At 39.3% G+C, this 18,384-nt stretch carries 14 protein-coding genes; 8 read left to right on the plus strand and 6 right to left on the minus strand.

The window, feature by feature from the left end; translation table 11 throughout:
• Positions 1-154: 154 nt before the first annotated feature.
• Both GCWU000282_RS04830 and GCWU000282_RS04835 read left to right on the plus strand, forming a co-directional pair.
• Positions 155-1,069, plus strand: a complete 915-nt coding sequence (locus GCWU000282_RS04830; protein ID WP_023353900.1) for an alpha/beta fold hydrolase — start codon at positions 155-157, stop codon at positions 1,067-1,069.
• 15 nt (positions 1,070-1,084) lie between these two features.
• Positions 1,085-3,376 (plus strand): cyclic nucleotide-binding domain-containing protein, encoded by a 2,292-nt coding sequence (locus GCWU000282_RS04835; protein ID WP_023353901.1) that lies wholly within the window; start codon positions 1,085-1,087, stop codon positions 3,374-3,376.
• A gap of 154 nt (positions 3,377-3,530) precedes the next feature.
• On the opposite strand, the gene GCWU000282_RS04840 is transcribed toward GCWU000282_RS04835, so the two are convergent.
• Positions 3,531-5,087, minus strand: coding sequence for an ABC-F family ATP-binding cassette domain-containing protein (locus tag GCWU000282_RS04840; protein ID WP_023353902.1), 1,557 nt, complete (start codon positions 5,085-5,087; stop codon positions 3,531-3,533).
• A gap of 158 nt (positions 5,088-5,245) precedes the next feature.
• Here GCWU000282_RS04840 and GCWU000282_RS04845 point away from each other — a divergent pair, with 158 nt between their 5' ends.
• Positions 5,246-5,746: a DUF6106 family protein gene (locus GCWU000282_RS04845; RefSeq protein WP_023353903.1), complete on the plus strand. Its 501-nt coding sequence runs from the start codon at positions 5,246-5,248 to the stop codon at positions 5,744-5,746.
• Here the strand turns inward: GCWU000282_RS04845 and GCWU000282_RS04850 are convergent.
• The gene (locus GCWU000282_RS04850; RefSeq protein ID WP_023353904.1) at positions 5,733-6,662 is read right to left on the minus strand and encodes a LysR family transcriptional regulator; all 930 of its coding nucleotides are present in this window, start codon (positions 6,660-6,662) and stop codon (positions 5,733-5,735) included. The genes GCWU000282_RS04845 and GCWU000282_RS04850 overlap by 14 nt on opposite strands.
• A gap of 148 nt (positions 6,663-6,810) precedes the next feature.
• Here GCWU000282_RS04850 and leuC point away from each other — a divergent pair, with 148 nt between their 5' ends.
• Entirely contained in the window at positions 6,811-8,076 is a 1,266-nt protein-coding gene (gene leuC, locus GCWU000282_RS04855) for a 3-isopropylmalate dehydratase large subunit (protein ID WP_023353905.1), read from the plus strand.
• Positions 8,077-8,085: 9 nt separating this feature from the next.
• Positions 8,086-8,574: a 3-isopropylmalate dehydratase small subunit gene (gene leuD, locus GCWU000282_RS04860; protein ID WP_023353906.1), complete on the plus strand. Its 489-nt coding sequence runs from the start codon at positions 8,086-8,088 to the stop codon at positions 8,572-8,574.
• An 85-nt stretch (positions 8,575-8,659) separates the two neighbouring features.
• On the opposite strand, the gene upp is transcribed toward leuD, so the two are convergent.
• Together upp and GCWU000282_RS04870 are read right to left on the minus strand one after the other, a co-directional pair.
• Positions 8,660-9,289, minus strand: a complete 630-nt coding sequence (gene upp / locus GCWU000282_RS04865; protein ID WP_023353907.1) for a uracil phosphoribosyltransferase — start codon at positions 9,287-9,289, stop codon at positions 8,660-8,662.
• A 342-nt stretch (positions 9,290-9,631) separates the two neighbouring features.
• Positions 9,632-10,150: a rhodanese-like domain-containing protein gene (locus tag GCWU000282_RS04870; RefSeq protein WP_051384130.1), complete on the minus strand. Its 519-nt coding sequence runs from the start codon at positions 10,148-10,150 to the stop codon at positions 9,632-9,634.
• A 398-nt stretch (positions 10,151-10,548) separates the two neighbouring features.
• Here GCWU000282_RS04870 and pflB point away from each other — a divergent pair, with 398 nt between their 5' ends.
• The 3 genes from pflB (at position 10,549) to pflA (ending at position 14,098) form a co-directional block, all read left to right on the plus strand.
• Complete coding sequence (gene pflB, locus GCWU000282_RS04875; protein ID WP_035039568.1) at positions 10,549-12,636, plus strand: formate C-acetyltransferase; 2,088 nt, start codon at positions 10,549-10,551, stop codon at positions 12,634-12,636.
• 104 nt (positions 12,637-12,740) lie between these two features.
• Positions 12,741-12,983 (plus strand): autonomous glycyl radical cofactor GrcA3, encoded by a 243-nt coding sequence (gene grcA3 / locus GCWU000282_RS04880; protein ID WP_035039570.1) that lies wholly within the window; start codon positions 12,741-12,743, stop codon positions 12,981-12,983.
• Positions 12,984-13,267: 284 nt separating this feature from the next.
• Positions 13,268-14,098 carry a pyruvate formate-lyase-activating protein gene (pflA, locus tag GCWU000282_RS04885; RefSeq protein ID WP_035039572.1) on the plus strand — a complete coding sequence of 277 codons (831 nt, stop codon included), beginning with the start codon at positions 13,268-13,270 and terminating at the stop codon, positions 14,096-14,098.
• A 97-nt stretch (positions 14,099-14,195) separates the two neighbouring features.
• On the opposite strand, the gene GCWU000282_RS04890 is transcribed toward pflA, so the two are convergent.
• Positions 14,196-15,566: an MATE family efflux transporter gene (locus GCWU000282_RS04890; protein WP_330365812.1), complete on the minus strand. Its 1,371-nt coding sequence runs from the start codon at positions 15,564-15,566 to the stop codon at positions 14,196-14,198.
• Between the two features lie 307 nt (positions 15,567-15,873).
• Positions 15,874-18,375, minus strand: a complete 2,502-nt coding sequence (locus GCWU000282_RS04895; protein WP_023353913.1) for a beta-mannosidase — start codon at positions 18,373-18,375, stop codon at positions 15,874-15,876.
• Positions 18,376-18,384: the final 9 nt, after the last annotated feature.

An 18,384-nucleotide genomic window follows, 5' to 3' on the forward strand; every position in this document is an offset into this window, starting at 1 on the left:
GATGGGGAGAGGCTCAAAGAAATGAAAGAGCTTATGAATAGTTAGAACCAAATAATTTTGGTTTGAATAATAGTGGCATATTGTAAAGGCTATAATATAGTCTTTGCAATATGCTTAAGGCGGTTTATGGGATAAAAAATGATAGGAGGAGGCTATGGAGAAAGAAAAAATAAGCTTTGATTCAGCGGACGGGAAAAGTAAAGTGGCAGGTTATATTTATACTGAAAGTCATGTAGAGCCAAAAGCGGTAATACAGCTCTCACACGGTATGTGTGAATATGTAGAACGCTATGAGTGGGTTGCCGAATTTTTTACCTGCAGAGGCTATATATTTGCGGGAAATGACCACTTGGGGCATGGGAACAGTTCCAAGCCGTCTGAATACGGTGTTTTTGATGAAGAGCATGTAGAATTGGACTTAAAGAAGATGAATGATATATTGAGGGAAAGATATCCCCTTCTTCCTATTATTTTATATGGCCATAGTATGGGGAGTTTTTTTGCAAGATGGTATGCTTCAAGATATCCTGATACTATAGACGGACTTATAACAAGCGGAACTGCCGGACCGGCACTTATCAATGGTCTTGGAAGGGCTTTAGCAGGATTTATTTACAGAACCCACAAAGAGGGATATATATCCAAACTCTTAGTAAAATTAAGTTTTGGAAGTTATCTTAAGAGGATTCCGGATGCAAAGTCAAGTAGTGACTGGATTACGCATGACAGGGAAGTTATAGATAAATACAGGAAAGATCCAAAGTGTAATTTTCTTTTTTCAGCCAAAGGGTATCATTCCCTGCTTACTGCCCTGACTGTGGTAAACAGGAAGGAATGGGCAAGAAGCCTGCCAAAGGATATGCATATTTTGCAGATTGCAGGCAGAGAAGATCCTGTCGGTAAATATGGCAAAGGAGTAAAGAAGGTTACAAAAATGCTAAGAGATGCAGGAATAAAGGATGTTACCGAATATATAGATGAAACAGGCAGACATGAATTACATAATGAACTTAATAAAGCGGAGATAATGAAAAAAGTCGTAAGCTGGCTTGATGTCAGATTTGGTTAAACGTTGGGAGAATCTATGTCGGAATTTATTATGAAAACCGGTGATATAATCACTACTGCAGGGCAGTCTATAGATATAATTTGGATTATAAAAAGCGGACGGGTGCGGGTGGAATATGCCGGAGGAAGTTATGAGTTAGGCGTCGGAGATGTAATCGGAGTATGTGAAGCGTTTTTGGAAGTACATTTTTTAAATTATGTTGCACTGGATGATACGACAACTTATGCTTATCAGATAGTGAGTATGGATTCTGTGGATTCTATTCTCAGCTCAAATCCGGATATAGCCAGAATTTTTATCCGTTCCTGCATAAGACAGATTACTAAACTTATATATTCTTACAGGACTGAGCAGATAAGGTGCAATGCTATTTATGACAGTCTGAAAGCCTGCTATAATATTTATATTAATCTGGGACAGTATTTGGGGATTGAATTTGAAAGAAACAAGGGAATAGAAGAACTTGAAGCATATTCGGATAATGAAGAACTCGATTTTTGGCTGTCCGGTTATTATGAAGGACTTAACAGAGTCTATGCAAATGAAAAATGTAAATGTCTTATATCGGAAACGGATATTTCTATCGGAATGCTTCGAAAGGGCTGTCTGGATGCAAGAAAATCAGTACAGCTTATGGGAGACAGATATCAGTTTGTAAAAAAATGTTTAAATTATTATTTTTTGGAAGAGAATGGAGGACTGTATTATAAGCTGTTGGATTTATTTGAAAGATTTCCGATAGATATCAGTATTAAAAATAACTTTTTAAATAAAATGAATATAATAGCTTATGAAGCCATAAAATTTCCGATGCGTGAAGATAGGGCGCTCGCGTATAAGATACAAGAGTGTTCTGAAATTCTGAAAAGTTTAAAAATGAATACAGTAACTTCCGAAAATGCGGTTCAGGAAAATTCAGAATCGGATATTATAGAAGAGCTTTATGAGTCTTTGGATACTATTCTTGATTTTGCTGATATATTTGGTTCCGAGAGAAGATTTTTCAGACTAAATATAAATAAGCTGAATCTGTTAAAGGATAAAAATGCCGTAGATGATGAAACTATGGCACTTAAAAGAGAAATAGCTTCTGAGTTTTACCAGATATATTCGGAAGTGTTTTTTAAGAGTTTAGAAAAAGAAATTCCTCCTGCTGTCAGAATGTTCCTGTATTTTGGGTATATAGATGAGAATTTGGCCGGTAGAGAGTATACAAGGGAATTATACCGATTATCGGAAGAATTGAAGGAAAATGTACCGGAAAATACCGGAGTTTATACCTTCTATGATTGGCTTCTTGCTATATATCATGGCAAGAAAAAGCCTTGCCGCAATGAATTGGATGTAGATTTTTCTGATTACGTAAGAGAACTCAGGACCACAAAGAGGCTTACTAAAGAAGAAGCGGAAAAAATGCTGGAAGACGGTGAGGCAAGGGTAAGTTATGAGTTGGATAATATATTTAAAACTGCGAATAAAATAACCTTTGGAAGGGTGTCAACTTTTTGTCCTGTATTTTTGGAAGAAAATATCTTAAAGGATTTAAAAGACTGTTTTGTGAAAGCAAGCAGTATAAGAAGAAAAATAAATGCGGTTAAGAATGTTGATTATTCCGCATTTTACAGAGAAACTCTTGCTGTTGACGGTGGTGATATTCTGGCAAGAGAGCAGGTGCATGTAGAAAAATTACCGGACTTTATTCTTATGCCTAATGCAGGTGTAAGGGGAATAATGTGGCAGGAGATAGAAGGCAAGGTGAGGACAACCCCAAGCAGAATGTTTATTTCTGTTTTTCATATGGAGGATTTGCAGAATACAATTATCAGAATGACAGGAGAATTCCGCTGGGAGCTTTGTAAGAGGGTGCAGGGATTCAGATGGAATGATATCACAGAGCCTTCTCTTACTAGTCTTTACTGTGATTATGTACAGTTTTACCGTAAAAATAATAACCTTAGCCTTGAAATGAAGGAAAAGGTGAAGCTCAGCTTACAGCGTTGCCGCAACAGCTTTAAGGAAATGTTTGTTCAGGATTACATTACCTACATATTATATGAGGGAAACGGTTCACCGAGACTTAATAAGGTTGCAAGGCAAATTCTGTTTGAATTCTGCCCTCTTGATGCGGAGGGAATGGAAAGATTGGCAAAAAACCCTACCTATACGGAACTTATTAAACAGAGGAAGGTTAAACAGGAACAGAAATTGCAGAGATATGAAGGGCTTGAAAGAAAACTGCTGAAAGAAACCGGAAGCGTTCCCCTTAGCTTAAAACAGGAGATTGACTTTATCAAAGGAATAAGATAAAAATAAGACTGTTACATTTTGAGAAATAAGCCAAATTTGGTGTATTTCTTAATGTAACAGTCTGTTTTATGTAACAGGAAAATTCTCCGAAATTCCCTATTACTTAAAAAACTGATAGAAAACTTTTAAACAGACATTCTATGTAAGTGCTTATTTACAACAATTTTGTTGTCCATTTGGAAAGATCCCATACATCTGTAGCCAGTCCTTCGTAGAATTCAGGCTCATGGCAGACCATAATTATACTACCCTTGTAGGCTATAAGGGCTCTTTTTAATTCATCCTTTGCATCCACATCCAAATGGTTGGTAGGCTCGTCAAGTACGAGAATATTGCTTTTTCTGTTAATCAGTTTACAAAGTCTGACTTTGGCCTGTTCGCCTCCGCTTAAGACCTTGACCATACTTTCTATATGTTTGGTGGTAAGTCCGCATTTACTGAGTGCACTTCTGACTTCGTACTGGCTGAATCCCGGAAATTCTTCCCAGATTTCATTGATACAGGTGTTATTCCCGCTTCCGCTCATTTCCTGTTCAAAGTAGCCCAGTTCCTGCGAGTCACCGAGTTTTACCTCTCCGGAAAGTGCAGGGATAAGTCCCATTATGCTCTTAAGAAGAGTGGTCTTACCAATACCGTTGGCTCCTTCTATAACTATTTTCTGTCCTCTCTCCATATAAAGATCCATAGGTTTGCTGAGAGGACTGTCATAACCGATTACAAGCTCCTTGGCTTCTAAGATGACCTTACCGCTTATACCTGCTTCAAGGAAGTTAAATACAGGCTTCGGTTTTTCACCGGCAAGCTCTATTATATCCATTTTATCAAGCTTTTTCTGCCTTGACATAGCCATGTTTCGAGTGGAAACCCTCGCCTTGTTTCTTGCAACAAAGTCTTTTAGGTCGGCAATTTCTTTCTGCTGCTTATTATAGGCGGCTTCCTGCTGGGCTTTCTGCATTTCGTAGACTTCAAGGAAGTTGTTATAATCGCCTACATAACGCTTAAGCTCCTGATTATTCATATGGTAAATAATGTTGATTACGCTGTTTAGGAACGGAATATCATGGCTTATAAGAATAAAAGCATTTTCGTATTCCTGTAAATATCTTGTAAGCCAGGCTATATGTTCTCTGTCAAGATAGTTGGTAGGCTCGTCAAGTAAAAGAATATCAGGTTTTTCAAGTAAGAGTTTTGCAAGAAGCACCTTGGTACGCTGTCCTCCCGAAAGTTCGGTTACATCATTGTCAAGTCCGATATCACTGAGGCCGAGGGCAGCAGCTACTTCTTCGACCTTAGCATCTATCATATAGAAGTCATGCATGGTAAGTAAATCCTGAATGGTTCCGGTTTCTTCCATCAATTTGGAAAGAGTGGTTTCGTCAGCTTCTCCCATTTCCGTATAGGCTTCATTAAGTCTTTTTTCAAGGTCAAAGAGATAGTCAAATGCAGACTTTAATACACTTCTTATTGTCATACCTTTGGTAAGCACTGCGTGCTGATCCATATATCCGACATGGCAGTTCTTCGCCCATTCAATCTTGCCCTCATCAGGCATCTGCTTGCCTGTAATTATATTCATAAAGGTAGACTTACCTTCTCCGTTTGCCCCTATAAGCCCGATATGTTCCCCCGCAAGCAGGCGGAAGGACACATCATTAAATATAGCTCTGTCTCCAAAGCCATGTGTTAAATGCTCTACATTTAATATACTCATAATACAACCTTTCAAATAATTATTTTCTACACCTGTATATAATAGACGAAGAAAAAGATATTTTCAAGGTGTAAAGTAATAAACAACCTATTTGCAAGCCATAAACTATGTGGTATAATAATGCTTGATAATCATAAACAGTTAGGAGAAGGAAAACAATGAATGATCAGTATTTGGAAGAAGGTATTAAGTGCAAGGATACAGGCAAGAATAAGGGAATAAGGCTCGGGCTTATTGTTCTTGTAGCATTTACATTTTTTCTGGTTTTAATCAATCCGGCACTTATAATTTCACCGATTGTGGCAATAGCATTGGCTGTATTCATATTTTCAAGACTTAATATCGAATATGAATACATTTATGCAGACGGACAGATTGACTTTGACAGAATAAGCGGAAATGCAAAGAGAAAGACTTTAATGAGGGTGGATATAGAGAATGCCGAAATTATCGCACCTACCAATTCAGACTTCATAAAGGCTTATAACAATAATAACAGAATTAAGGTTAAGGATTTTAGCTCATATAACAGTGAAGTAAGCACTTATTCAATGATAGTAAGTAAAAACGGAGAGCTCTATAAGATAATCTTTGAGCCCTCCGAAAGAATGGTTAAGAGTATGAAATATAAACAGCCAAGAAAAGTTAAAGAGTATTAATTTTTCTGGCAAAATTTATAAATGAGTCTAGTTCTTCGCTTGAAGAATAGTCTTTGAGCCAGGTAAAACCGATCTCTCTTTTTTCTATAGGAACAGAGAGAGGGACGGTGGTTAAGCTACCCTCCTTAAGCTCATTTTTCACAAAATCGGTAATAACACAGGCTATGCCAAGTCCTACTTTTGCAAATTCTATAAGCAGATCCATGCTACTTACTTCCAAGATATGTCCTGTAAGCATCTGTCCGGTAGAAAGCTCATTGTTTCGAACATACTCATCAATGTAGCGTCTGGATACATTGTGCTGGTCAAGGAGCATGAGATTTGCATATTCAAAAGGATTATCAGCAGCCTCAGGATGCCTCTTTTTAAGGTTTTTTAGATAAGCAGGGGTAGCGACAAAACCGTCTTCAACCAAACCGATTGGAGAGAAAGCAACATTTTCCAGTCTGCCGCTTTCGCCTACAAGTCCGATATCAACCTTGTGGTTTTGGATGAGGTTAAGAGTCTGATAGGTGGACTGGCAGCTGATAGATATTTTTATATGCGGATACTGCCTGATAAATTTTTCTAAATAAGGCATAAGTACATATTTACAAAGGGTAGTGGAAACTCCTATTTTTAGGTTTCCGGTACCCAATTTTTTATTTTTCTTAATGGTGTCTTCTGCCTGCTTCAGATGTTTAAAGGCAGCATTTGTCTGCTCATAAAGCATTTTTCCTGCTTCAGTGAGGGTAACCCCTCTGGAGCTTCTTACAAAAAGTTTTGTTTCCAGATTTTGCTCAAGTCTGGTTACAGCCTTACTTATAGCGGGCTGGCTTATGTAAAGTTCTTTGGCGGCATGAGAAATATTCCCGGCTTCCGCAACAGTATTAAATATATGATATAATGATAAGTTTTGTTCCATGCTGCTTTCCATGAGAGACTCCTTTCAAGTGAAAAATTTAAGTAAATGTTGCTATAAGCTTATAACCGGAGTTCATAGCAATTATATTTAATATGTATTTTTATTATACAATATGTCTTGATATAATACAAGAATACTTAGAATCGGAAAGGGGAATATTATGGGAATGACAATGACTCAGAAAATCCTGGCTGATCATGCGGGATTAGAGAAGGTTCAGGCAGGAGAACTTATAGAAGTAGGGCTTGACATGGTGCTTGGAAATGATGTAACTGCGCCTGTAGCCATTAAAGAGTTATCCAAATTCAAGGACAACAAGGTCTTTGACAAGGATAAAATTGCGCTTGTTCCGGATCATTTTACTCCTAATAAAGACATTAAGTCGGCAGAGAACTGCAAATGTATGCGTGACTATGCCATTTCCAATGATATAACCAATTACTTTGAAGTAGGCTGTATGGGGATAGAGCATGCCCTTCTTCCTGAGCAGGGTGTGGTTACAGCCGGAGACTGTATAATCGGAGCAGACTCACATACCTGTACCTATGGGGCACTCGGAGCCTTTTCTACAGGTGTGGGAAGTACAGATATGGCAGCAGGTATGGTAACAGGCAAGGCTTGGTTTAAGGTGCCTTCGGCCATTAAATTTGTTTTAACCGGTAAAATGAAGAAGTGGGTTAGCGGTAAGGATGTAATCCTCCATATTATAGGTAAAATAGGAGTAGACGGTGCACTTTATAAGTCTATGGAGTTTACGGGGGACGGAATTAAGAATCTGACTATGGATGACAGGTTTACAATAGCAAATATGGCTATAGAAGCCGGAGCCAAGAACGGAATCTTTCCTGTAGATGAGCTTACTCTAAACTATATCAAAGAACATTCTACCAAGCCGTACAAGGTGTATGAGGCTGATGAAGATGCCGTGTATGATGAAGTGATAGAAATAAATCTCTCAGAACTTGAGCCTACTGTAGCTTTTCCTCATCTCCCTGAAAATACAAGAACTATCGGTGAAACAGGAGATATTAAAATAGATCAGGTAGTTATAGGTTCCTGTACCAACGGAAGAATATCGGATATAAGGGTTGCCGCAGAGGTAATGAAGGGGAAAAAGGTAGCACCGGGCATAAGAGTGATAGTAATTCCCGCTACTCAGGAAGTATACCTTACGTCTCTCAAGGAAGGTCTTATAACTACCTTTGTACAGGCAGGCTGTATAGTGAGCACCCCTACCTGCGGACCTTGTCTCGGAGGACATATGGGTGTACTTGCGGCGGGAGAACGGGCTGTGTCTACCACCAACAGAAATTTTGTCGGACGTATGGGACATACCGAGAGTGAGGTATACCTTGCAAGTCCTGCAGTAGCGGCAGCAAGTGCAATTACAGGAAAAATAAGTTCACCTGAAGAACTTGGATTATAGGAGGGGATTATGGAAGCAAGAGGCTTTGTTCATAAGTATGGAAATGATGTGGATACTGATGTAATTATCCCTGCAAGATACCTTAATACCTCGGATCCAAAGGAACTTGCGGAAAAATGTATGATAGACATAGATGCTGACTTTGTAAATAAGGTAAAGCCGGGTGATATTATGGTGGCAGGAGACAACTTTGGCTGTGGTTCTTCAAGGGAGCATGCACCGATAGCTATTAAGGCATCGGGAATAGCCTGTGTGATTGCAAAGACATTTGCAAGAATATTTTACAGAAATGCTATCAATATAGGGCTTCCTATCATTGAATGTGAAGAGGCGGCAGAAGCCATAGAAAATGGTGATGAGGTAGAGATAGATTTTGATACAGGTATAATTAAAGATTTGACTACCGGAGAAAGTTTCACGGGACAGGCTTTTCCGGAATTTATCAAGAAAATAATAAAACAGGGTGGACTGATTAATTATATTAATTCAGAAAAATAGATTTTTGTTTAATAAGTAATTTTGAAAAAATTTTCTATTAAATGAAGAAAGCAGGAGCCGGTTAATAATCGCCTCCTGCTTTCTTTTATTTTGTTCCGTATATTCTGTCGCCGGCATCACCAAGTCCCGGAAGGATGTATCCGTTTTCGTTAAGCTGTCTGTCTACTGCACCGATATAAATATCAATATCAGGATGTGCCTCTTCAAGAGCTTTAACACCCTCAGGAGCAGCTATAAGGCAGAGAAAGCGGATGCTCTTTATGCCTCTGGCTTTAAGGCGGTTAATAGCGGCAATGGCGGAACCACCGGTGGCAAGCATAGGATCTACCACAAATATATCTCTTTCATCAGCGTCTTTAGGAAGCTTACAGAAATATTCAACCGGCTCTAAGGTTTCTTCATTACGATACATACCTATATGTCCAACCTTGGCATTTGGTATGAGATTAAGAATTCCGTCTGCCATATGAAGCCCTGCGCGGAGAATAGGAACTATACAAAGTTTCTTGCCGGCTATTTCTTTAACAGTAGTCTTCTCTAATGGAGTCTCTATTTCTTTATCAGCAAGATGAAGCTCTCTGGTTGCCTCGTAGCATATAAGCATTGCTATCTCTGAAACCAAATCGCGGAATTCCTTTGTTGAAGTATCCTTAACACGCATAATTCCGATTTTATGCTGGATTAACGGGTGATTCATTACTGTAACTTTTGACATAATATCCTCCTAAATCAACTGTAACTTTATTTACAACTATCCCATAAATTTTAATGCAATTTCAGAATAATTACAAGAGAAAATAAAAAAGTGTATGCTTGCACACTCTTTGAGCGCGAGCGGGGAGTAAGGCAAACTTCCCTGCCTCGTGCAGTGCTGTAAGGCAAACTTTCCTGCTGCGAGCTCTGCCTCCCTCAGAGAGATTTTTTTAATAGGAAATATTGGAGAAATTTCCTATTAAAAAAGGAGTCAATACAGACTCCTTCTAGAATTATTTCTTATTCACTTGTCAGACTGTTACCCTGTAACTTAGGAAACTATCTGTCTACGGTTACGTTTATTTTACTTTACAGGCTTAAGAGCTCCATCAATTTCAGCAAGTGCCTTAGCACCGCCTTCTACAGTAAAGATTTTGCTCTTATCAATACCGGCTTCAACTAAAATCTTAGTTGTCTTCTCAGCGCCTCTCTTGCCTGAGTTACATACGATGTAGATATTCTTTCCGTCATTGAGTTTAGAAGTAGCGTACTCTTTCATAGCTGCTTCAAGGGAAGTATCCTCAAGTGGGAAGATTGGCTGCCACTCGGAACCCTCGATAGCACCCTTCTTATAGTTAGCTTCTTCTCTTACGTCAAGGATGTGGCTGTCTGTAACCTTTAATACTTCCTCAGCTGAAATGTACTGATACTCTGTTGTTGAAGCAGTGCTTGCAGCAGAAGCAGTACTCTTGGTGCTTGCAGCAGAAGCAGTTGACTTACTTGCAGTTGTATCCTCTTTCTTGCCACAGCCGGTTACAAGAGCTGTTGAACCTACAGTAAGAGTAAGAGCTGCTAATAAAGCTATAATTCTTGTTTTTTTCATTGCATAATCTCCTTCACTTTTATTACAAATTTCGACAGTAACTATGAATAACATAAAAGATGATAAAAGTCAAATAGAAAAAAACAATATAAAAGTTTATTCATAGACAAACATTATAAATATGGAAGATTTACCTTATAATGATTTTGTAAACTGATGAAAATATTTACAGTAATATACCGTATTATATGTAATAAATTTATGGAATAAACTATGTTAAAAATATAACATTGTACTCAAAAAAGTACAATTTAAGCGCGTTTGAAGCGTTTTTTTGTACTAAAAGATAAACATTATCAAAATTAGTTGACATTAGATTGTGTGTAATTTATATTGTATTTCAAGAAGTAAAAAAATAGTTAACAAAGCTTAATTTAACTAAGTGAAAGAGGTTAATGATGAGAGAAGAATGGACAGGCTTTACCCCGGGTATCTGGGAGAAAGAAATCAATGTACGTGATTTTATTCAGAAAAACTACACCCCATATGAAGGCGATGACGCCTTCCTTGCAGGCCCTACAAAGAGGACTGAAGAGCTTTGGGCGCAGGTAATGGATCTTACTATGAAAGAGCGTGCCAAGGGCGGAGTTCTTGATATGGATACCAAGATTGTATCAACAATTACTTCACATGGTCCTGCATATCTTGATAAGGATAAGGAGACCATAGTAGGTTTTCAGACAGATGTACCTTTTAAGCGTTCACTTCAGGTAAACGGTGGTCTTAAAATGGCTGTAAAGGCTTGTGAGAGCAATGGCTATGAGGTTGATCCGCAGATAGTTGAATTCTATTCAAAATACAGAAAGACACATAATGATGGTGTGTTTGACGCATATACAGCAGAGATGAGAGCTTGCCGCAGCAGTCATATTATCACAGGTCTTCCTGATGCTTACGGCAGAGGACGTATCATAGGTGACTATAGAAGAGTTGCTCTTTACGGTGTTGACAGACTTATCGAAGAAAAGAAAAAAGAAAAAGAAACAACAAGATCTACCATGTATTCCAATATAACCAGACTTCGCGAGGAGCTTTCAGAGCAGATTAAGGCTCTTAATGAACTTAAGGAGCTTGGTAAGATTTACGGTTTTGATATTTCAGGACCTGCGCATGATACAAAAGAGGCTGTTCAGTGGCTCTATCTTGCTTATCTTGCAGCAGTTAAGGAGCAGAATGGTGCGGCAATGAGTCTTGGCCGTACATCTACCTTCCTCGATATATATGCTGAGCGTGACCTTAAGGCAGGCAAGTATACTGAGGAAGAAATTCAGGAATTCATCGACCACTTTGTAATGAAGCTTCGTTGTGTTAAGTTTGCAAGAACACCTGATTATAATGAGATATTCTCTGGAGATCCTACCTGGGTAACAGAGTCAATCGCAGGCATGGGTATAGACGGAAGAACCATGGTTACAAAGATGAGTTTCAGATATCTTCACACTCTTTCTAACCTTGGTACTTCACCTGAGCCAAACCTTACAGTGCTTTGGTCAACAAGACTTCCTGAAAACTTTAAGAGATTCTGTGCTAAGACTTCTATCCAGTCATCTTCAATTCAGTATGAGAATGATGACCTTATGAGGGTAACACATGGTGATGACTATGCTATTGCGTGCTGCGTATCCTCTATGAGACTTGGTAAGGAAATGCAGTTCTTCGGAGCAAGAGCAAACCTTGCTAAGTGTCTCCTTTACGCAATAAACGGTGGTGCTGATGAGGTTAGCGGTAAGCAGGTTGGACCTAAATTCCGTCCTATTACAGGTGATTACCTTGAGTATGATGAGGTTTGGGAGAAGTTCAACGACATGATGGAATGGCTTGCGGGAGTATATGTAAATTCTCTTAACATCATTCACTATATGCACGATAAGTATTGCTATGAGAGAATTCAGATGGCTCTTCATGATAAGAATGTACATAGATGGTTTGCAACCGGTATAGCAGGTCTTTCAGTTGTTGCAGATTCACTTTCAGCTATCAAGTATGCTAAGGTTAAGATTATCCGTAATGAGGCAGGACTTGCAGTTGACTATCAGGTAGAGGGAGATTTCCCTAAATATGGTAACGATGATGATAGGGTAGACTCTATTGCTTATGATGTAGTAGATATATTTATGGGCTATATTAAGCGTAACCATACCTATCGTGACAGTGTACCTACAACTTCTATCCTTACAATTACCTCAAATGTAGTTTATGGACGTGCAACAGGCTCAACCCCTGACGGACGTAAGAAGGGGGAGGCTTTCGCTCCGGGTGCAAACCCAATGCACAGACGTGATACTCACGGAGCTATGGCAAGTCTCAGTTCAGTAAGTAAGCTTCCTTTTAAGGATGCACAGGACGGTATCTCCAATACCTTCTCTATTATTCCTGATGCACTTGGTAAGGGAGATAAGGTATTCTTCGGAGATTCGATTGAATTTGATAATAAATTCAACTGTGCTTGCGAAGAGCCTAATGTTACTATTCCTGAGGGAGAATAAAGCAATCTGTCAGGTACTTAGGTATCTGTTGATGAATAAAAAAATAACAAATTAATCAGATAATGATCTGTAAAAGTACAGACAAATTTGAAAGGAGAATTATTATGTCAGTTAGTGAAGCTCAGATCGACAACCTTGTAAACCTTATTGACGGTTATGCAGAAAAGGGTGGACATCACCTCAATGTTAACGTATTCACAAAGGATACTCTTCTTGATGCGCAGGCTCATCCTGAGAAATATCCACAGCTTACGGTTCGTGTATCCGGCTATGCGGTAAACTTTGTAAAGCTTACAAAAGAGCAGCAGGATGAAGTTATTTCAAGAACTTTCCACGAAGGTGTATAAGTATAATAAAATTCAGGTAAAATCTATGGCTGTCGCATTAAAATATTTTGGTGTGACAGCATTTTTTATTTAATAGGAAATTTCTTCGAAATTTCCTATTAAATAAAAATCTCTCCGAGGGATGCGCAGCTCGCGGTAGGGAAGTTTGCCTTGCGGCACCGCTCGCACGCGAAGTGTGTGCAAGCACACACTTTTTTAATCAAAATATTTACGAAATACCTTATTTTATTGTATAATGCAGATTAATAACCTATGTGTTGATATTTGTTCTATTGGAGAAAAATATGGAAAATGAAGAGATTAAAGGCAGGGTACATTCTATAGAAACTTTCGGTACGGTAGACGGACCGGGAACAAGATATGTAATTTTCTTAAAGGGATGTCCCATGCGCTGTAAATACTGCCACAATCCGGATACCTGGGAATTTGCGGGCGGCACGGAAATGACATTGGATGAAATATTTGCGGGCTATTACTCTAAGAAAGAATTCTACAGAAAGGGCGGAATAACCTGTACGGGCGGAGAACCTTTAGGGCAGCTTAAGTTTGTAACAGCTTTATTTAAGAGGGCTAAAGATGAGGGAATACATACCTGCTTAGATACTTCCGGAATATATTATCCACTAAAGCCTGCTAACAATGGTAAGACTGAGGAGGAATACTTAAACAGCGGAGCCTATAAGAGTTATGAGAGGCGATTGGCTGAATTTGAAGAGCTGTTTAAGGTGACAGATTTAGTCCTTTTGGATATAAAACATTCAGATCCTGAAGGACATAAGGAACTTACTGCCAATCCGATTGAACCGGTTTTAGCTTTTGCAAAGGCTCTTGAAGCACATAATATACCTGTATCAATAAGACACGTAGTTGTACCGGGCATAACTTTCACAAAGAAGGAGCTTCGCGGTATAGGAGAGATTATGGCAGGACTGTCAAATGTAGTAGGACTTGAAGTTCTACCTTATCATACAATGGGAGTAAACAAGTATAAAGAACTCGGGATGGAATATCCACTTGAAGGAGTTCCAAGTTTAACAAAAGAAGAAGCTGCTGCGGCAAAGGCTGTTATTTTACAGGCTATGCAGGAAAAAAGAAAACATGATGGTGGGATTTAATTCACAGCCATCATGTTTTCTTTATCAGTGAATTTCTCTGAATTATCCGATATAAAATCTTACCGAGTAACAGGCATTTTGTGGTAAGGAAATTTGCCTAGTCTTCTTTGAATTTGTCTTTAAATTTCCTTGTTACTATATAATAACAAATCAAATGGGATAGAAATGTAATAGTCCAGGTTACAGGGTAGGAGATAAATAATATTTGAAGAGTTCTATAATGTGCAAATATAGTGTATATCCATACTATTCTGAGCCCGCAGGCTCCTATCAGTGAAACTATCATAGGAAGGATGGAATAACCTATACCACGCATAGCACCTACCATTACGTCCATAAGTCCGCATAAAAAATACATTGTACAAATTATGGAAAGCCTTATAAGCCCTTCCTTTATTACTTCAGGCTCGCTGTTGTAGGCAGAAAGCAGGTATTTTCCGAATAAATAAGCCGAGTTGCCAAGTACAAGTCCGGTTATAGTAACCATTATAATACAATTTATAAGAACCATTTTTATACGTTTAAATTTCCCTGCACCAAAGTTCTGGCTGGTAAAGCTTATACAGGTTTGGTGTAAGGAGTTCATAGATACATACACAAAACCCTCTATATTACTTGCAGCTGTATTTCCTGCCATAACTGTGGAACCAAATGAGTTGACAGAAGACTGTATCAGCACATTTGATATTGAGAAGATACAGCTTTGCAGCCCTGCGGGAAGTCCAATTTTCATTATATCGGTACATTTATCAGTCGTAATTTTAATTTTATTCAGATAGAGCCTGATTGCTCCTGTTTCGTGCTTTAAGCAGAGTATTATAAGAGTACAGGATACAGCTTGGGCGATAACGGTTGCAATAGCTACGCCTGCAACACCTAAGTGAAATACGGTAACTAATAATAGATTGAGAATTACATTGACAACACCTGCCACAGTCAGGTAGTAAAGCGGACGCTTTGTATCCCCAACAGCCCTAAGTATGGCGGCTCCAAAGTTAAGAACAAGGCTTAACGGCATACCTAAGAAAATAATTTTCATATAAAGTGTGGATTGATCTATAACATCTTCCGGAGTAGCCATCATCTCAAGCAGTGGTTTTGTGACAAAAATTCCTGCAAAGAGAAGGATGATACCGCCAACTATTCCAAGCGCGATTGAAGTATGTACGGTTTCAGAAACGGATTTATTATCTTTAGCACCCTGATATCTGGCTACAAGCACATTGGTTCCTATAGCCAAGCCCATAAAAAGGCTGATTAGCATATTGATAAGAGCTCCGGTAGAGCCTACTGCAGCAAGGGCGGTTTTTCCGGAGAATCTCCCTACAACTATGACATCTGCAGTATTGAAAAGTAACTGGAGTACTGCTGACAGCATTACAGGGATAGTGAAGCTGATTATTTTGGATGTAAGCGGTCCTTCTGTCATATCCATTCTATAAGATTGATTTAAATGTTTTTTCATCATATTGTCTCCCATATAGTCAGATAAGGTATGTGAAATATAATAGTGGTAATAAATAATAATAGTACAGTCTATGGTTAATGTCAAAGGCTAACTGAAAAATATCGGTTTTTATTGATTATTTATCCGGATTGTTATATACTCCCGGCTTCGACACTTAAAAAATGACAAAGTGGCGGTAACCCTTGTATTAACAGGTTTTCCGCCACTTCTTAAATCTGAAAAAATGTTGTATGGAAATGCTGCTTCAGAATATTTCTGATTTTTTACCTGCGTATCTGCGAAAACTGCATATCAGCCTCAGTGCGATTCAGCGAATATTATATGCGCTTCTTACTTCAAGCATGTCGGGTTCTCCGCGCAGAATCTTCACACGTTTTTTGCCGGCGTTCATATCAAAGAAGTTGTCCGACAGGATGAGATTATCATCCTTGTTTCTTATTTCTACGGCTCGTGCATAATTCTCTGAGCTGACCACTATCTCATCTCCGTCAACACTTACCCGAAGCTTCGGATCCGCAAGCCTGAAAAATTTAGGCACCGTAAAGAGTACACTTCCCCCGCTAATCTCTTCTCCGTCCTTCTCCATACGGTAACTTACATAATTACTGAATTCATCGGCATCATCAAACTGCTCGCGTTCAAGCCAAACACAGCTCATTGCATCAACCCTTGCGTCCTGCTGTCCGCTTCTTAAAACAGCCGATGTGTTGTCCCGCAATTCCCAGAATACCCGAACCTTTTCCGGCGACATTGTTTCGTTGGACACACATAACCTGATTGATTTCTTTAATTCATACGGCTCCGCATTCGGATTCGGATCCTGAGAAAGGGCTCCTTCCTCTTCACAGGATAAAAGCAGCGGTGCAAAGAAACGCTTTTCATAATAATGGAGTGCCTTCCATCTTCCGTAGTAGTCTATCGAAGACCAGGATGCAACCGGCCAGCAGTCATTAAGCTGCCAAACTATAGTACCCATACACTGTCCTCTGTTTCTTCGAAAATGCTCCACACCGTAACGTATTGCATCAGCCTGCAAAAGCTGGGAAGCATAGAGCAGGGTCTCAAAGTCGGTCGGATACAGATAAGTTTGTTCCATATAATTCATGATTTTCCCATTAGCTGCGGCATTTCTCTGATGCTTCTCCATAACCCACGAAAATACATTTCTGTCCTCAGGCTCGGTAAAAGATTCAACAGTGCGAATGGACGGGAATGATTGAAATCCGAATTCCGAAAGATAACGGAATCTGAACTTACGGTACTCGGTAAAAGGCTTGTTTCCGTGCCATACATCCCAGTAATGTACATCTCCCTTGTCCGGACTGTCAGTGTCTTCAAAGCCTCCACCCGATGACGGACTTGAAGGCCAGAAAAATGTTTCCGGATCATGTTCTCGTAATACTCTCGGAATGATATACTCATGCAGTTTGATGTAATCAGCGGCAAATTTTTTTTGTTTGTCAAAACCGAGGATGTTTGCATGGTAGAAACTTTCCATCTCATTATTTCCGCACCACAGCCCCAGACTTGCGTGGTTACGAATCCGCTTTACGTTTTGGATAAACTCCTCTGTCATGTTTCTTTCAAATTCCGGATCGGTAAGCCCGTATACACCGCAGGCAAACATAAAATCCATCCATACAACCAGTCCGAGTTCATCACAGATATCCCAGAAAAAATCATCCGGATAGTAGCCGCCTCCCCAAACCCTTATACTGTTGTGATTTGCGGCAACAGCCTGCCCCAATAAGTCTCGGGTACGGGCGGCATTTATCCTGCTTAGTATACAATCTTCAGGGATATAATCGGCTCCCATCGCAAAATATATTATTCCGTTAACTTCCTGAGCAAAGCTTTCTCCGTATTCATCTTTCTCCCTCCTTATGGTAAGGGTTCGAAGTCCTATTCGTTTTTCGGTTTGATCTATAATTTCTCCATCACGCAGAAGCTCCGTTTTTACTGTGTAAAGCGGTTGTTCTCCAAGCCCGTTGGGCCACCAGAGCTGAGGTTCCGCAATTTCAATTTCGGAAATTTTTTCTCCGTGCTTTGCCTCAATTACCCCTGTAAGCATTCCTTGCGGATTTAAAATTGAAATTTTCGCATCTATATTTCTGTTTCCTATCAGCTCCTTATCTTCACCGAAACATAGCGGAAAGCGGCTGTCCATACATTTCAGCTCGATTTCCGCCGAAAGTATCACCTTCCCGTCCCTGTGTTCCTGCCTTATATACACACCGTCCAAACGCTCCGTCTCGGATCCAAGAAGTTTTACATCTCTGTATATTCCGGCATCCGGAAGTCTTGGACCCCAATCCCAGCCAAACATACACTGTGATTTACGAATATGTGACGTCCCTCTCATAGCCTCGGTAGGTATCGGCCAAAAACCGTCTTTCTCATCCTTTTCTTTTATGTATTTGGTAGGTGAATGAAACAATATCCTTATCTCATTATCCTTTTCTCTTAACAGGGACTTTACCTCGTACTCCCACGCTCTGTGCATATTATCAGCATAGCCGAGGTATACGTCGTTTAGCCGGATATCCGCAATCGTGTCCAGCCCTTCAAACCGAAGTAAAACATAGGGTTTTTTAAATATTTCCTCATCGGGAGTAAATATTGAGACAAATTCGTAATCTTTCTCCATCATTTTCAGAGCCTTTGTCTCATTATCCCTAAAATACGGGTCTTCCATAAGACCATGATCCAGATATGTCTGATACACGGAGCAGGGTACCTTTGTATCAAAATACTCAGCCGAATGATATTCTCTCATTTTCCAGTTTTCATTTAAATTTTGTACCGTCATTATCTCACT

Origin of the sequence: Catonella morbi ATCC 51271, from assembly GCF_000160035.2 — a bacterium.
In the GTDB taxonomy this organism is placed as follows: domain Bacteria; phylum Bacillota; class Clostridia; order Lachnospirales; family Lachnospiraceae; genus Catonella; species Catonella morbi.

Excerpts from the sequence above, each read along its gene's own strand:
- GCWU000282_RS04830 (WP_023353900.1), top strand. The coding sequence starts at position 155 with ATGGAGAAAGAAAAAATAAGCTTTGATTCAGCGGACGGGAAAAGTAAA.
- GCWU000282_RS04835 (WP_023353901.1), top strand. The coding sequence starts at position 1,085 with ATGTCGGAATTTATTATGAAAACCGGTGATATAATCACTACTGCAGGG.
- GCWU000282_RS04840 (WP_023353902.1), bottom strand. The coding sequence starts at position 5,087 with ATGAGTATATTAAATGTAGAGCATTTAACACATGGCTTTGGAGACAGA.
- GCWU000282_RS04845 (WP_023353903.1), top strand. The coding sequence starts at position 5,246 with ATGAATGATCAGTATTTGGAAGAAGGTATTAAGTGCAAGGATACAGGC.
- GCWU000282_RS04850 (WP_023353904.1), bottom strand. The coding sequence starts at position 6,662 with ATGGAAAGCAGCATGGAACAAAACTTATCATTATATCATATATTTAAT.
- leuC (WP_023353905.1), top strand. The coding sequence starts at position 6,811 with ATGGGAATGACAATGACTCAGAAAATCCTGGCTGATCATGCGGGATTA.
- leuD (WP_023353906.1), top strand. The coding sequence starts at position 8,086 with ATGGAAGCAAGAGGCTTTGTTCATAAGTATGGAAATGATGTGGATACT.
- upp (WP_023353907.1), bottom strand. The coding sequence starts at position 9,289 with ATGTCAAAAGTTACAGTAATGAATCACCCGTTAATCCAGCATAAAATC.
- GCWU000282_RS04870 (WP_051384130.1), bottom strand. The coding sequence starts at position 10,150 with ATGAAAAAAACAAGAATTATAGCTTTATTAGCAGCTCTTACTCTTACT.
- pflB (WP_035039568.1), top strand. The coding sequence starts at position 10,549 with ATGAGAGAAGAATGGACAGGCTTTACCCCGGGTATCTGGGAGAAAGAA.
- grcA3 (WP_035039570.1), top strand. The coding sequence starts at position 12,741 with ATGTCAGTTAGTGAAGCTCAGATCGACAACCTTGTAAACCTTATTGAC.
- pflA (WP_035039572.1), top strand. The coding sequence starts at position 13,268 with ATGGAAAATGAAGAGATTAAAGGCAGGGTACATTCTATAGAAACTTTC.
- GCWU000282_RS04890 (WP_330365812.1), bottom strand. The coding sequence starts at position 15,566 with ATGATGAAAAAACATTTAAATCAATCTTATAGAATGGATATGACAGAA.
- GCWU000282_RS04895 (WP_023353913.1), bottom strand. The coding sequence starts at position 18,375 with ATGACGGTACAAAATTTAAATGAAAACTGGAAAATGAGAGAATATCAT.